Source organism: Microbulbifer maximicatervae (SeqCode), assembly GCF_052467065.1.
Map to the genome: position 1 here is coordinate 3,909,449 of NZ_CP174299.1, position 15,973 is coordinate 3,925,421.

General features: G+C 42.9%; 14 protein-coding genes. 13 read left to right on the forward strand and 1 reads right to left on the reverse strand.

The features are described from left to right. The first annotated feature begins 75 nt into the window (after positions 1-75). The 13 genes from ACJJI1_RS17340 to ACJJI1_RS17400 all read left to right on the forward strand — a co-directional run bounded on the left by ACJJI1_RS17340 (position 76) and on the right by ACJJI1_RS17400 (position 14,025). The gene (locus ACJJI1_RS17340) at positions 76-573 is read left to right on the forward strand and encodes a hypothetical protein (protein WP_444957420.1); all 498 of its coding nucleotides are present in this window, start codon (positions 76-78) and stop codon (positions 571-573) included. A gap of 168 nt (positions 574-741) precedes the next feature. Further along, positions 742-954, forward strand: coding sequence for a hypothetical protein (locus tag ACJJI1_RS17345; RefSeq protein ID WP_444957421.1), 213 nt, complete (start codon positions 742-744; stop codon positions 952-954). Between the two features lie 110 nt (positions 955-1,064). After that, positions 1,065-1,595, forward strand: a complete 531-nt coding sequence (locus tag ACJJI1_RS17350; protein ID WP_444932931.1) for a hypothetical protein — start codon at positions 1,065-1,067, stop codon at positions 1,593-1,595. A gap of 146 nt (positions 1,596-1,741) precedes the next feature. Continuing rightward, a complete protein-coding gene (locus tag ACJJI1_RS17355) occupies positions 1,742-1,963 on the forward strand; it encodes a hypothetical protein (protein ID WP_444941031.1) in 222 nt (73 codons plus the stop codon). 220 nt (positions 1,964-2,183) lie between these two features. Continuing rightward, positions 2,184-3,476 (forward strand): group II intron reverse transcriptase/maturase, encoded by a 1,293-nt coding sequence (ltrA, locus tag ACJJI1_RS17360; RefSeq protein WP_444942540.1) that lies wholly within the window; start codon positions 2,184-2,186, stop codon positions 3,474-3,476. Positions 3,477-3,989: 513 nt separating this feature from the next. Beyond that, positions 3,990-4,343 carry a transposase gene (locus tag ACJJI1_RS17365; RefSeq protein ID WP_413662302.1) on the forward strand — a complete coding sequence of 118 codons (354 nt, stop codon included), beginning with the start codon at positions 3,990-3,992 and terminating at the stop codon, positions 4,341-4,343. Continuing rightward, positions 4,295-5,182, forward strand: a complete 888-nt coding sequence (locus ACJJI1_RS17370; RefSeq protein WP_444957422.1) for an IS3 family transposase — start codon at positions 4,295-4,297, stop codon at positions 5,180-5,182. Before ACJJI1_RS17365 ends, ACJJI1_RS17370 begins: the two co-directional genes overlap by 49 nt. A gap of 43 nt (positions 5,183-5,225) precedes the next feature. Beyond that, positions 5,226-5,855: an ABC transporter ATP-binding protein gene (locus tag ACJJI1_RS17375; protein WP_444959397.1), complete on the forward strand. Its 630-nt coding sequence runs from the start codon at positions 5,226-5,228 to the stop codon at positions 5,853-5,855. Beyond that, a complete protein-coding gene (locus ACJJI1_RS17380; protein ID WP_444957423.1) occupies positions 5,849-8,320 on the forward strand; it encodes an ABC transporter permease in 2,472 nt (823 codons plus the stop codon). Before ACJJI1_RS17375 ends, ACJJI1_RS17380 begins: the two co-directional genes overlap by 7 nt. A gap of 389 nt (positions 8,321-8,709) precedes the next feature. Continuing rightward, positions 8,710-8,955: a hypothetical protein gene (locus ACJJI1_RS17385; RefSeq protein ID WP_444957424.1), complete on the forward strand. Its 246-nt coding sequence runs from the start codon at positions 8,710-8,712 to the stop codon at positions 8,953-8,955. A 132-nt stretch (positions 8,956-9,087) separates the two neighbouring features. Continuing rightward, entirely contained in the window at positions 9,088-9,522 is a 435-nt protein-coding gene (gene tnpA, locus ACJJI1_RS17390; protein WP_444933710.1) for an IS200/IS605 family transposase, read from the forward strand. Between the two features lie 1,107 nt (positions 9,523-10,629). Further along, on the forward strand, positions 10,630-12,129 hold the full coding sequence (locus ACJJI1_RS17395; RefSeq protein ID WP_444957425.1) for a vanadium-dependent haloperoxidase: 1,500 nt from the start codon (positions 10,630-10,632) through the stop codon (positions 12,127-12,129). A 498-nt stretch (positions 12,130-12,627) separates the two neighbouring features. After that, on the forward strand, positions 12,628-14,025 hold the full coding sequence (locus ACJJI1_RS17400; RefSeq protein ID WP_413665463.1) for a tryptophanase: 1,398 nt from the start codon (positions 12,628-12,630) through the stop codon (positions 14,023-14,025). 104 nt (positions 14,026-14,129) lie between these two features. Here ACJJI1_RS17400 and ACJJI1_RS17405 read toward each other — a convergent pair whose 3' ends face one another. Further along, positions 14,130-15,869, reverse strand: a complete 1,740-nt coding sequence (locus ACJJI1_RS17405) for a WD40/YVTN/BNR-like repeat-containing protein (RefSeq protein ID WP_413665464.1) — start codon at positions 15,867-15,869, stop codon at positions 14,130-14,132. Between the last annotated feature and the right edge of the window lie 104 nt (positions 15,870-15,973).

Below are 15,973 nucleotides of genomic sequence, written 5' to 3' on the forward strand. Positions count from 1 at the left end.
GCAACGTTATATTTATTTATGACCAAAGTGCCAAGTGTTGGAATATTAGTCTTTGCTGACAACGGAAGTTGTTCAATGTATCTCGTTGAGCATTTTTTAGGAGATTTAAATTATCTTGAGATTGCCGAAGGTGTATTTAAAAAAGATTGCATACCAGAAAATGTAAAAATATTTGTCGAAGGAAAACCATGTGACTACGTAGGTAACCCATTGAGTTGGCATATTTGCTCAAATCGGCTTGCAAAGCATTTGGAGACTCATGCGTCCGCTTGTGTGCGTTTAATCGATATACCTTTGTACTACAAAAGTGGTGCTAGAATTGACGGCTACAGTTTGGTAATACCAACAAAAAATGTCGATTGCTTAAATTACGATAAATCGGAATTCCTCGATGGACAGGGTGGCCCTACATGTATGGAGCCAGTAATTAAGCGATCGTCGGTGAAAGATTTGCCGCCGCTATTTCTAGTAGAAGGTTGTCCCTGGACTGTCCTTTTTAGTCAAGGGCTAATCGCTTCATTGGTTGGCAAGGGGTTTACTGGTATTGGGTTTTTAGAGTGTGAAGTATCATAAATATAACAATGCAATCGTAGGGACTTTTGTTGCTACGCTCCGTTTTGGGGTGGCTTCGCCACTGTACCCCAAAACTCCACTACACAACAAAAGCCCCACATAGCGGCGTTATGATTAAGAAAGTTTCTAGATTCACGCTCTTAACTTACTTGGATTTCGGGGGGCTGATTGATTACATTTTTATACGTTGTCCTAATTATCATACTGGCTGTCGGTCTTGAGATGGTCTATGAAAAAACCAGTGGAGTTGATCGAATATATAAAGCAGATGATACAATGGAGGCTATGGCTAATAGCGGTATTAAAACTTCTCTCAGGCTAATTGGCTTTGGTTTGTTATCCATTATGATTGTTGTTGGTCTTACCCAAAGGTTTAACTAAGTGCAAAACATAACAAATACAAGCAGGTTGCTGCGGGTCTTTGACCCTTCGCGGGACGGCCTACGCTACGCTCCAGTCGTCCCTGTTGTAGTCGTTAGAAGGCTTTGAGAATGTCGAGAAAACTCAAAATCACGATCGTTATAGCGTGCGTAGTGGCAGCACTACTTACTGCCACATACTGGTTCCTGATTAAAGCGCTAGAACCTAAAATACCTGAACCAAAATCTGATGTACCCATAACGTATAAAATTGGGTGGTGGGGCTACCAAGACGACCTAGTAATCGACGTATTAGAAACCAAAGAAATATACTCCAACTTGTACTTATTTAATTCCAAGGCTGTTATCGAGTACAGATTGAGAGGAACTATCAAAAACAAACCAATGTGGAAACCTTATATAAAATCAGTATTCCTTAGTGAGCGCTGGCTTGGTAATCCTGAAAGCTTCAAAGGAAATACTGGGGAAGTTATTTTGACTCCTGTTGTAGGCGTGAAGGAAGATCAAGCGTATAGGGGAGAAAGAGTTTCTTTCGATCTTAAAGTACAAGACTATTTACAGGCCGGAGGATGGGGTACAAATACTTATCTGGTAAAAGCACAAGACAAGGAACAAAAAATTGTACTCCAGCAGCGTAAGTAGCCTTCTAACCAGGCCAAGCAACAGGACCCGCGCAAGCGCGGGCTTCTGTTGGCGGCGTGTGTGCCAGGCATGGCATTTAACTAGAGAGGTGAAAGTCCTCTTACCAGGTATTCGTGGAGCCGAAGGTTAGCGAAAGGGCAAGGTTAATGTCGCGAGGTATTGGCTGGAGGAAGCTCAACGCAAATTCACGGGGTGATGAACAAGAACTGGATATGAGGTGTGACGTAGGCGGAGCCAGTGGGCACGTGACCATAAAGCTCTCCATCCACAATTGGCCTACGTTTTATAAATCCAGCATCTACGTGAAGAAAGTTAAATGTCTTACCCTGGGAGGTCTATGGGTTGTTAATGGAGTAACTGAAAACTGAGAGATTGGTTTTGACCGACCCATAGAAGTCAGCAGAGGGCATAGTAGGTAGATTTCGTGCTACTGAAGGCCTGAACAATTCTGGACAGTATTATTAATGCAGAGCTTGATGACTGCATCTGACAAGTAACTGAGTTGCCAGGAAAAAAAAATATTTTTTTTCTGGGTGAACATCAAACTGGAAACTTAATCATACATTGTCCAATTTCCCATCTCTTTTAATGCAGCGAATTCTAGATAGGAATAATCTGTTTCGAGCATTACAACAAGTTTCTCGTAACCAGGGTGCGCCAGGTCTCGATGGTATGACGGTAAAACAGTTGCCGGAACATCTTAAGCAGACTTGGATTGCTACCCGACAAAAGGTGTTAAGTAGTATCTATCGTCCTCAACCGGTGAAACGCGTCTTTATACCAAAAGGCAATGGAGGCCTGCGTCCATTGGGTATACCCACTGTGCAAGATAGGTTGATCCAACAAGCTATCGCACAGATACTCAGTGAGCAATGGGAGCCGAAGTTTCATGCTCTTAGTTTTGGTTTTAGACCAAATCGATCGGCACACCAGGCGATTAGACAGGTCCAAAACTTTGTCCGGCAAGGAAAGCGCTGGACGATCGATATGGACTTGAAATCCTTCTTTGATGAAGTGAATCATGACAGGCTCATGCTAACACTGAAGCAAAGCGGAATACCGGCTGATGTGCTGGGGTTGATAAACCGATACCTAAAAGCGCCAACGGTAGTCGATGGCAAGGTAATAGCTACAACAAAAGGCGTCCCGCAAGGTGGGCCGTTATCTCCGCTTCTAGCGAATATTGTGCTTAATGAACTGGACTGGGAGCTGCACAAGCGGCAACTCAGTTTTGTACGATATGCCGATGATTTCCAAATACTGGTGGGAAGTCATCGGTCTGCAGAGCGGATAAAAGTAAGCCTTACGCACTTCATCAAATGTAAGCTGAAGCTCACAGTAAATACTGAGAAGAGTGCAGAGGATCACTTCTGGAAGCGGAGCTTTCTAGGATTTAGATTGCTGAAGAAGGATGCCCGGATAAAGGTATCAGAATCATCGATTAATAAATTGAAGGCAAAGATCAGAATGATCACCCGCCGAACACGAGGCCGTAAGTTTACTGAGATCATAGAAGAGTTAAAGAAGTCCCTGCTTGGTTGGAAAGCGTACTTTGACATCAGTGAAGTACTGAGCCCTCTGAAAGATCTGGACAAGTGGATAAGGCGGAAGTTGCGATGTTATTTATGGAAGCAATGGGGACGTAGTGGTTACCGCAGATTAAGAAGGCTGGGCGTTGATCGTTTTTTAGCGTGGAACACGGCCAAATCAGCACATGGACCATGGAGGCTAAGCAAAAGTCCTGCCCTTTACAGAGCATTGCCAAATAGATACTTTAGGAACTTGGGGCTGCCGGAATTGGCAGATAGGAAGGGGAATAGAATTGAACCGCCATGGTACGTGACCCGTATGCCTGGTGGTGTGGGAGGAGGGGCATCGTGAGGTGCCTCCCTATCCCGATTAGTTGCTCTTAATGAAGATAATGAAACATAAATGCCCACACTGTAATAAAAAGGTGATTTCGAATTGGGATAAATTCAATTCCAGCGCGTTGCACCCCGCCATTTGTCCAAATTGCGGTGGTTACTCTAAGCAGCACTACGCTGGTACAGCACTTGAGAGCTTACTGGTAACTTTTGGTGTTCCCGTAGTCTTGCTATGGTCTCTCCTCGCTAAAACCTGGTGGCCAGTCTTTGCCTCTGTGTTGATTGTTATATCTAGCGGTATTCTTAAATTCTTATACGTCCCGATGGTTGCGGTTGACCTACAGGCAGCCAAAAACTATCACTGGTTTGCTTTTGGGTGCTTAGTTATAGTTCTAGCCTGGGTCTCCTATGAGGCACTTGGAAGTTAAGCAACTAACAAATCAATTAACTACGCGCCTTCGGCGCCCGACAGCTTACGAAACCTTCCCCCATTGAGTAGACGCCTATCTTTTAAATAGGATAGGAAAAAATGCCGAAAATACTGAGTGAAGAGCGGGTTGTTGAATATTCAACAGAGTTCAAAGTTAGAGTGGTAGCTCTCACTAATCAACTGAAAGTAGATACGACTACTATCGCCAACATTATTGGTTTGCATCCAGTAATGGTGTATAGATGGCGACAGGAAAGTAGAGAAGGCAAGCTGGTCGAGAAGCCCAGTCGTAGAATAAGTATGACAAAAGCAACGAAAAATCGGTCTCAAACCGATGATAAAGAGATAAGACGTCTAAAAAAGAAAGTCGAGAAATTGCAAAAGGAGAATGATTTCCTAAAAAAGTGGGAAATGTACCTGAAAGATCCAAAGCCGAAAGATTCTCATTCATAGCTCTTAATCGATCAGACTTTGGTGTCAGGTACTTATGTAGATACTTGAATGTTTCACCCCAAGGGTTTTATAAATGGCTCAATCGAGATGAGAGCACTCGTGACATAGAGAATAGGCGAATTCTAAGGCGTATCGAAGCTATCTATACACAGCATGATGGTAATTATGGAAGTCCAAGAATTAGCGCAGAGCTGAAAGCTAATGGTGAAAGAATAAATCACAAACGCGTTGAACGCCTTATGAGAGAGGCTGGAATCGTGGGGAAAGCTGGAAGGATCTATCGTCGACGCCCTTTGCCTGGAAATCCTTGTATTAAGGTTGAAAATTTACAAAGAGAGCATGGTATGCCGAGTAAACCAGACTCTCAATGGGCTGGTGATGTAACCTATCTGAAGATCAATGGGCAATGGCAATATTTAGCTGTGATTATTGATCTTTACTCCCGGAAAGTGTTGGGTTGGGAGCTGTCGGATACTCGAACTGTTGAGCTAACACTGTCAGCGCTAAATAAAGCTGTCCGTCGCAGAAATATAGAATCAAATCTAATATTTCACAGCGACAGAGGTTCTGAGTACGGTGCTTATGCATACCAAAACCGACTCAGAGAGCTGGATATTGAGCCGAGCATGAACCGTCCAGGGTTTATGAATGATAATGTGTATGTGGAATCATTTTTTCAAACACTGACAACTGAGAGTTTCAAAGGATTTAATTTTAAATCCGTTGAGGAGCTAAGAACCAACTTAGCTTGGTATCTTGATAGGTACTATAACTTTAAAAGAAGACATGGTTCACTTGGGTTCAAAAGCCCAGATGAATATGAAAGAATGGCCGCATAAGATGAATATAAGGTGGCGTCTACTTTAAGGGGGGAGGCTTCGCCTGTTTGAGGGTTTAAATATTGAACTGCATAGTGGCCATTCTTACGCCATTGTGGGGCCCTCTGGAGTTGGCAAATCAAGCTTATTGCTGTTAATGGCGGGCCTTGAACGTCCGGTTTCTGGCGAGGTGCAGTTTCAGAAAAACGGTGAACCACAATTATTAAAGAACCTGCGTCAAAACTCAGGTTTTATTTTTCAACAGTTTCATTTGTTACCCGAACTTGATGCCTTAAACAACGTCGCTCTGCCTTTAAAACTAAAAGGTGACAAACACGCATTGTCCACAACTGAATTATGGCTCGACAAGGTAGGGTTATCTGAGCGAATGTATCATAAACCACAGCAACTGAGTGGTGGTGAGCAACAACGGGTGGCCATTGCCCGTGCTTTTGTAATGCAGCCGCAATTTATTTTTGCCGATGAGCCTACGGGCAATCTAGATGAGAAAACCGCAGAGCATGTCGCGAAATTGATGTTTGATTGCTGTCAGCAAAACGGCGTGGGGCTGGTACTGGTCACTCACTCGATGGAATTAGCACAGCAGGCCGATACTTTACTGCAATTGAGCCAAGGCAAATTAGTGGTCAAGGCGCGCAACAAAGCTGCGGCTATGGCAGGCCCATTATGCTGATTCTATTAGTGTGGCAATTATTCCGCCAGCAATATCACCAAGCGGATGTGCGCTTAATTCGCTGGACCCAAGCAACTTTGATGTTTTTCATTTTAACGCTCAGCTTAAGCAGCAGTTCCATTCAAACTTATTTAGCCAATAACTTGCAGCAAATGCTCGGTAGCGATTTGGTGATTTCTCAGAATCAAGCGCTAACCGATGCACAACTAAGCAAGTTGCACCAGTATGCACAGCAGTTGAGCGTGAGCCAGCTGGTGAATGTAACCTTGACCAATGATCATCATTGGCAAGCGATTCAATTAAAAGCAGTGGATGATCTTTATCCAGTGCAAGGCACAGTGCAAGTGGCATTTGAGACGGATGGACAAGGGCAATCCCTGAGCCATGGGCCTAAATCCGGTGAAATCTGGGTCGATAGCCGATTGTTTGCTTCGCTGCAGCTCACCCTTGGCCAATCCTTAGAAATAGGACATGGACAATTGAAGCTCACAGGTTTGGTACAACATGAACCCGACCGTCTGCTCGAAGGCCATTCCGTAGCGATGCGTGCATTGGTGCACCTGGATGATCTTTCACTGATACAGGCAGACAATGCCCGCTTTCGCTATTTACTTACGGGGGATGAAAGCGAACTGAACACCCTCAAACAGTGGGCCACTACTGAGCTAGTAACTGCACAGTTTTATGATAAACACAGTGGCCATCCGCTGGCGATGTTTTGGCAACGGGTTGAGAATTTTGTGGGTTTAGCATCGGTACTGTTGTTTTTGATGGCTGCCATTGCTATCGACCAAGCCGGTCGACGTCAGTTGTTATCCCAGCAGCGCTTTGCTGCGGTGTGTTTAGCCATGGGCAGCAATAAACCCCAAGTGTTTGCTTTATCATTTGGTCAATGGCTACTAACGGTCATTGCAGGGCTAATTCCGGCAACCGCCTTGGCATGGGGGGCGGAATACCTAATTTTGCAGCAAATGCAGATACAGTTTACGGACCTATCCGCCACCCGGGTATGGACGGATTTATTCAGCAATTACGCGCTGTTATTAGCCCTATTGGCGATATTCCAAATTCCCAATTGGCTAGTGATGGCCAAAGTAACCCAGGCACAGTTGATTCGCCAAATGGCGAGTCCGAATCACTTATTGCCACGATATGGATTTGCGTTAATCGGTGTGGCTGTGGTGGCCTTTGTTTACTCCGATAACGGTCTGCTCACGGCCATGACTCTAGCCGCTATGGCGGCCACCTTGATATTGATGGTGGTATTGACTTGGTTGGTATTGAGGTTGGGCTTTATGGTGACGAGCCGTACAACGGGCATCGTGGCTTTTGGTTTCTATATGATGAAACAGCGTTTGCTCAGCAAATCCATTCAAATTCTGGGTGTTGGCATGTGTGCCACTTTGTTGCTGTTCACCTTAAGTTTGATGAAAGACATTGGTCAAACCATGGAAGGCTATACCCGTGAGCACGATGGTAATCTGATGATCACCCAGGCCAATGAACAACAGGTGCAAGACATTCGCCAATGGAGTGCGCAAACTGGCAGTAAGATTCGCCAATTAAAGCCATTTTGGTACGGGCAATTAAGCCATATCAATGGTCAGTCCTTGGTGGAATTCGCCACCGGCCCCAGCGAAAGTTTGACTAGCTTACAAAAGCCTATCCGCTTGCATTTCAGTATTAAGCAAGCAAACAACAACCAAACCGTGATTGGCCAACGCTGGCAAGATCGGGATGCTGACTGGCAACAAGTATCGGTGGAGCAAGAAGTTATGACTGATATGGGGTTGAAGCTCGGCGACCAATTGCGGTTTGAAGTTGCGGGGCAATCTTTGAACTTTGAAATCATAGCTAGTCATAAATATGTACCAGGCAAAGGTTCTATCACCTTTTGGTTTAATGTGCCGCAAAGCACCATGAACCAGCTTCAAATATCGCCTCTTTATATGGGTAGCCTTGAGCTTGCTGACACTGCTTGGGTGCAGTTGGCAGAGCTTTGGCTGCGTCATCCAACTTTGCGGTTAATCTCGGTGCGCGAATTAACGCAACGCTTTGATGATACTTTGTCGATGGTCATTAAGTTGGTATCTGGATTTAGTTTGATGATTATTGTGCTGGCACTGTTGGTGATCAGTGCATCGGTCAAAGGCTATGAAGCTGATGAGCGTAAAAAGAACGCTTTACTGATCAGCTTTGGTCAATCACGCCTTGCATGCTGTAAACTAAGCCTGTTTGAGTGGTTGTTGACTTCTTTAATTGCTAGCGTGGGGGCCATTTTAGGTACTCACCTTACGGCTCAATTGATCTATCAGTCTCAATTTGGCATCAATTACAAGCCTGATTGGTTATGGATCATTGCTACTTTACTCGTCAGTGCATTGGTGGTGTGCAGCGCTGGTATGATTGCCAATCGCAGCAGTTTAAAGTTTTCCGTTGGGACCTTGTTAAGGAGCGCAGGGTGAATAACATTTCAATTTGGTGGTGGAGGACCAACAGGATTTGGCCATTAATATCACAGAATATTTTGAGCCAAAAGGTCCGTCGGTAGATCGCGCTAACTGTCTCAGGGGAAGACATGAACTTTGATCATCCGGGGGGCAGCATGGTCTTCTGAACAATACAGGCGAAGATATAGAGTTGCTTAACGATGGAGGTTGCATATTAATGGTGTGTAAATTGCAAAAATGTGAGTTGCGATACCTATAAAGAGTGTTCCATGCCTCTGGGCGCACTGTGTTCGGCATAGTGTGCTTCGCCGTTTACGGTGATATTAGCGAGTAAAAAAGGTGAAGATAATTATCGCTATAGTTAAATCTGCACATGATTTTAGTATTTACTAAGAGAATTACTCATGAAAAAGAGCCTTGATCAGCTAATAGATAATAGAGAAGACTGGCGAACAATAGCATTTGCTTTTTACTCCCTGGTTCACAATGATCCAAGTGATTGGGATAAGCTTTCAGACGAATTGAAAAATAGTGAAATAGGCAATATTTGTCAGAAATATATAGATACTAAAGATGTTCAGTACCTAATGGAGGCGGGTAAGATGCTTGCAGGTAAAAATTGGTACACAGCTCTTGGAAGAGCATTTTAAATGTTTATTATTTTAATTAATACATGGGTAAACCACCGCCTCTGGCGGTGAGACTTGACAAGGCTCTGCCGTTCCGGCGTGCAGAGTAAAAATATGGCCTCCATGAACCGGCAAGTTCTTTAAGGAGGCCATATGCGAGATTGGCAGTGCCAAGCTCACGTGAAACATTATTGCAGGTACCATGTGGTATTTGTGCCCAAGTATCGAAAGAAAGCGTTATTTGGGGCATTGAGACGTGAGATTGGAGCAATATTCCGAGACTTGTGTCGTCAAAAAGGCATTGAGTTGGTCGAGGGGTACGCAATGAGGGATCACATTCATATGTTGTTAATGATTCCTCCCAGGTTAAGTGTTTCCAATACGGTTGGGTTTCTGAAAGGGAAATCTGCGATCCGGATATTTCGGAAGTACAAGCATGTACAGAGAAATTTCACAGGAAGACATTTTTGGGCTCGGGGCTACTGCGTGAGTACAGTAGGGCTTGATGAGCAGATGATTCGAGAGTACATCAAGAATCAAGAGGTTGAAGAACGCCGGCAAGAGCAGATGCAATTGGCGGGATTGTAACAAGCCCCCTCTGGGGGCTTTCACCATACCACCCGCTATGCGGGTGGTTGCTGATTTGGTATAAAAGTTGTGGTGTGTCGAAAAGATGTTAAGTATTGCAAATTAGAGTGAAATTATTTTTCCTAGATTTAACGCTGCCCGCACTCGAAAGATAATATTTCTTGATTAAGCTGAATCCAATCCACTGTTGGTTGGCTTATTTCTGGAAATTGCTATAAGCGATTCTTCCAGAGCTTTTCAGATGTGTATGTAATATTTTCACCTTTATGGTTTCTTTTAACATTACATTGTGCTGCCAGGAATGACACTAAAGTATGAGGCTGTCGTTCATAAAGCTCTTCTCGCTAATTATTTTTACTCCCTTTGAGGGGATAGTTTGTTGTTCAGATCGACTCAGTGTGCTTGTTCAAGAAATGTCAGGTAAGTGCCTGTAATTTTCTAGTGAATACAATTCTAGTAGAATAAAATCAAATAGCTGGTGCTGTTATATATGGCAATGATGGCAGCTCCACGCTATCTGTATTTGGGTTAAGTGGGCTTTAATTATTTGGGTGCTCATAAAATAAGACAAATAAATTCGATATCAGTAGAAAGTGTAATTTAGGTAATTGAATGGAAATGTGTTGGATTTATAGTATTAAGTATTGCCGCATTAGTACTTTTATCACTATCTGTGTTGGACTAGCTCGTGTTTATAGAAAATATATGCTGAGATGACGCCCCTTTTAATCCAAAAAATATTCGCTAAAGTGTAACTTTTTTGACTTTGCAGTTTGTTAAAAGAAAAAATGGATTGTTGTCTTTTTAAAAGGGCTCGCCAATAATTTGAATCTCAAAAAATTACTGTTTCTGTGAGCTGGTATCTTTACAAGTAATTACTTTGCAAGTAATTTCATTAGCTTGCCTTAATTGTTGGTTTTGAATTTTAGGTTCTGATAATACAAGTGCTGTCGGCACTAAAAGAATGTCAGGAATTATGGTCATTTACAATTGAAATGGGGGGAGGAGCAGTCTGTTTTAAAGTGTTTTTAGGTGTTTATCATTAGAAAGTGATCGGTAGTTAGGATGCTACATTGGTCACATGGATATAGCAAAAAGGAAAATCCAATGCTAAAAGATGTAACTTATAAAAAAGCTTTAAAAAGTATTATAGGATTAGTATTTGTGTCAGCAAGTTGGCAAGCGCAGGCCATCAGTTGTCCTCAGTTAGAGGACGTTTCATTGCCTCCAAAATGTAGCTCTGAAGAGCTAGGAACTTGTAATGTTGCGGTACAAAATATAATCCCAGCTGCAGCCTGTGCAATCTTCGAAGTGTCTCCGGCTGCAAATGATGCGACGTTGGTACTCCGTTTTACAACGCTTATCACTAACTCCTGGTTTGATGCAACAGCACCTTATCATCCGACAGCAAAGGGCGTTTACTCAGATATTAGTCGAATGACAGAGCCGACAGATAATGCTGAGTTAAATATTGCATTGACCTATGCTTCCCACAAAGTACTAAGTGGTTTATTTCCCCATTTGGTATCTGAATGGGATGATATGCTAATTGAGCTAGGGTTAGATCCTGAAAATATTTCAGAAGATACGACGACACCAATTGGTATAGGAAATTATGCTGGTAGAAAAGTTCTGGAAGGACGTGTCAATGATGGGATGAATCAGTTAGGTAATGAAGGTAACCAGCTTTATCATCGCTTGCCTTATGCCGATTATACTGACTTTAAACCTGCTAATTCTGCCTACAAGCTGCGTTTTCCATCAAAATGGCAGCCGGCAGTTTTAATGGAGCGACCAGGCGTATTTCGGGTTCAGCAGTTCGTAACTCCTCAAATTGCATTGACTACGCCCTACAGCTACGAATCTCCTGATGAGTTTACTTCACCGATACCAATTAAATCCAAAATTTGGAACTACCCCAGTTACGTAGCGCAAGTAAATGATGTATTGGCTACATCGGCGAATTTAACTGATGAGCAGAAGATGAAAGCTGAGCTATTTGATATGAAGATATTCAGCTTAGGCTTCGCTGCCGTTTTTGCATCTGAATCTCAAGGTTTATCCCTGATGGATTTCATACACTATGACTTCCTAACTAATATGGCAGCTTTTGATACTGCAATTGCTATTTGGAAGGAAAAGCGTCGCCATAACTCAGTAAGACCTTTTTCTGCTGTTCGGTATATCTATAAGGATGAACCTGTAACGGCTTGGGGGGGCGCTGGAAAGGGAACTGTGGATGATTTACCCGCCAGTCAGTGGACTAGCTATCTGCCTGTAGCTGATCATCCCGAGTATCCCTCCGCATCAGCTAGCTTTTGTGCTGCGCATGCCGAGACAAGCCGCTTGTTTTTACCTCAAGGCGATACTTTGGGATATTCTGTAACTGCGCTGTCTGGCAGCTCCCAGATTGAGCCTGGTGTAACACCACAAACTGACTTGAATCTATATTTCCCTACCTGGACTTCATTTGAAGAGGACTGTGGTAACAGTCGTGTATGGGGAGGTGTACACTTTGAGCCTTCAGTACCTGCAGGGCAGGCGATAGGTCATCAAGTGGCACATCGTGCTTTTCAGTTTTACCTCTCAAAATTAGAAGGTAACTAAGAGAGATGACGTGGGGCAGAAGCATCACTAATTGATAAGCTCTGATCCAATTAGTATCTTCTGCCTCATTTATAAGTTAGATGTTTCTATTCTGGGACCTCTGTTCATCAATGTTTAAAATGTGAGCTAAGTTGTCATTAGATAATCTTTTATCTCGATACTTGGGAAATCTAGAGTGGCTTCCGGTCACAAGAAATGTGAACCTAAGAACCCAATAATAAGTTCACTCAAGTGACTGAAAAAGCCATATAGATAATGCAGCCTATTGTACCATAAGTTAAGAAGTGGAATACTTGACAATCATTTTTGACAGAGGAGCCTGAATCTCAGTAGGGAACAATATCCCGTTGATGTGTTTCTGCAGTTTTTAGATGTTTTACAGGACTTAACTTTAATTAAAATATAATTCAGTCCTGTTTCTCTTATGCTAATTACTTTACTTATAATAATTGGATTGTTATTGCCTGCAGTATGGCAGGTATTGTTAGGATAATTGTGATGAAGCGAATCCCTGAACCCTTCCGTATAAAAATGGTTGAGCCGATCAAGATGACAACCTATAAAGATAGGGAGGTTGCACTCAATAAGGCTGGATTAAATCCGTTTTTACTGCGCAGTGATGATGTCTATATTGACCTATTGACAGATTCAGGCACTGGTGCAATGAGTGATAATCAATGGGCGGGTTTGATGCTTGGTGATGAGTCCTATGCCGGTAGCCGAAACTACTACAATTTGTGCAATGCAGTAGAGCATTTTTTTGGGTATAAATTGGTTGTTCCTACACATCAGGGGCGAGGGGCAGAACAAATTTTGTTTCCTGCTCTGATTGAGCGTATGCGTCAAGTGCGTGGAGGGACGGAGCCTGTATTTATTTCAAATTATCATTTTGATACTACTGCAGGGCATATAGAGTTAAATGGAGGAAAAGCAATTAATGTGGTGGATAAACGTGCTTTTGATACCACGACAGCATACGACTGGAAAGGTAACTTTGATTTACAACGCCTGGTTTCCACTATTGAGGAGCACGGAAGCCACAATATCTGTGCGATTATAACTACTGTGACCTGTAACAGTTCTGGTGGTCAGCCTGTGTCCATGAAAAATATGCAGGCAGTTTATGAAATTGCTACTAAGTATGATATCCCAGTGGTAATTGATTCAGCTCGATATTGCGAGAATGCTTACTTTATAAAGCAGAGGGAAGAGGGGTATCAAGAAAAATCGATTTTAGAAATTATTCGCGAGATGTATCAATATGGGGACATGTTAACAATGTCCGCAAAAAAAGACCCTATGGTAAATATTGGTGGCCTTTGTTGTATTCGAAACAATGAGGAACTGTTTCAAGCCGTACAAACCCGCTGTGTCCCTATGGAGGGTTTTGTGACCTATGGAGGGATGGCTGGTCGCGATATGGAAGCGCTGGCCCGGGGGCTCTATGAGGCTGCCGATGAGAGCTATTTGAACTACCGAATTGGCCAAGTGGCCTATCTGGGAGAGCGATTGAGATCTGCTGGAGTACCCATTCAATATCCCACAGGTGGGCATGCGGTTTTTGTAGATGCATCGAAGATTCTTCCCCATATTCCATCAGAGCAGTTTCCGGCACAGGTGTTAACCAATGCGCTGTATCTAGAAGCGGGAATCAGGGCTGTGGAAATTGGCTCTTTACTTCTTGGGCGGGACCCGAATACCGGTGAACAAAAGAAAGCAGATCTAGAATTAATGCGGCTTACTATTCCACGTAGAGTCTATACAAATGATCATATGGATTATGTAGCAGATGCGATTATCGAACTTAGCTCGCGGGCCAATGAATTGCGGGGGTTAGCTTTCGAGTATGAGCCACAAGTTCTACGGCATTTTACTGCAAGATTTACAGAGATTTGAGCTATAAATAACTATTTTTTCTATTGTAGTGAGACCATTCTTTAGTAGATTTTATAGCCAAAATAAGGTGGATACATTGGATGTTTGTATCCACCTGATTTTTTCTAGAAATTATCTTGTTGTCTTACCTGGTTCCAACTGGCCCCTAAGTCTGTCGATTCATAGAAATCACCATTGGCACCATCGCAGGAAACTAATAAACGATCGGCAACCAGAGGAACTATAGAGGTACAATAGTCTGTAGGTGGTTTATTGTCTGTAGATATCCAGCTTTTTCCGCCATCCGTTGTTGTTAAGATTCTGGTTTCTGTTTCACGATTCCTACCGGAAAAGTTACTTTGTGAAAAACCAACAATCGCAACGGCTTCATTGTCAGTTGAGAACCAGGGAACGGATCGAAATGTGAAATTTCTATTTATACAGCGATTTCTGGAAGATTTACTCTCTTTACATTCTTTAATATATGTAGTTATTTTATCCTGGTTGCCATTTTTATCAATTTTGTAATAGGTTGGCTTTCCTGTCCAGGACCAGAAGCCAGCTTCCTCGACACCTAACTGAACTGCGCCTGCGTCAACAATTGCATTTAGGTCAAAATCATCTACTGTTTTTTCGATCATCCAACTTTCAGGATCATAGATGAAGATTTCGCTGTTGATTGGCGAAAATATAATACTTCCATACGTTGATTGCTCACGGACAGTTATGTAATTCTGGCCGTTGAATTCAAAAATAGTTGTATTGTATATATGTTGGTCACTTTTGGTGTGGGCTTTCATTTCCCCTATTTTTACTTCTGCAATATGCTCCCATCCTTGACCTGATCTTGAGGAGTATTGATTCAAAAGTTTCCACTTTACTTGTGAATTTGATACTACTCCCCTAAAAATATTCACTTCAAAGTCGCGAGTAACTAGAAGTTCTATCTCTCCTGTATCTAGAAGTCTCAGGTTTTCAATGTGAGTATCATGCTCCAATGATATGTCTAGCCAATCCCCTTTAGCAGAGCGCCAGAATAGAGCGCCTTCACTCCCCCCGACAACTAGATCACCATGATTGTTTTGGGCGATAGCCGTTAGTTCATGATTGGTGTCAACAGCATCAAGCTCCCATCCCCCGTCGGGAGTACGTTTCATAAATACGCCGACCTTTCCAAGAAAGTAGATGGAATTATCAGGAGAAATATACTCTTCGCTGTATGTCAGAGGATTCTGTGCAATGGATATATAAGCTGACTCACGCTCTTCATCATTTTCATCGATATGCCACCCGTTGATTGATTGAGGATCGTATTTTATGAATGGAAAGTGCTTTGCAATTACCTCCCCTTCTTTTGATTCAGGCGCGCGAATCAAAAGGTCAAGGTATCTGTCACCTTGTGGCTTTGGATAATAGATCAAAGTACCAAGATCAGTGACCTCACCCTGCGTAACTGAAAAGGTCCCCAGCTTCTCATCTGCACTTACGAAACGGCTGTACCATCCATTACCGTTTGAATAGAACGCCCGAATACTACTAATAGAGTAATTCCCTGGTTTGACAGAAGAGGCAAATACCGTTGTACCATTTAGCTTTGGTCGATCCGCAAGGAGACGTTCCGGTTTTATGGATTTAGACTCGTTCAAGTTTTCCGGGTTAATTGTGAGTTGATTAAACGGCAGGGCAACTCCAGAGGCGTTAATGATTCGAGCGACAACAATTCCATCTTGTTCGCTAATAGGGACGTCTTCTTTCAATGTTGGTAGCATATTAACTTGCCCCGCACAACCTTGTAGAAATAATAAACAGACTGCTAAAAGAAGTGGGCAAGACTTAACGTACCTGAGAGGGTTCATCCCTGACATATTATTCTCCATAATTTGGACCAAAGCTTGCCAATTGTATTGCATTTGGCTCTGAGATAGTATTCAAAACGTTGTCACTCATTTATAAATAAACATATGGAAGT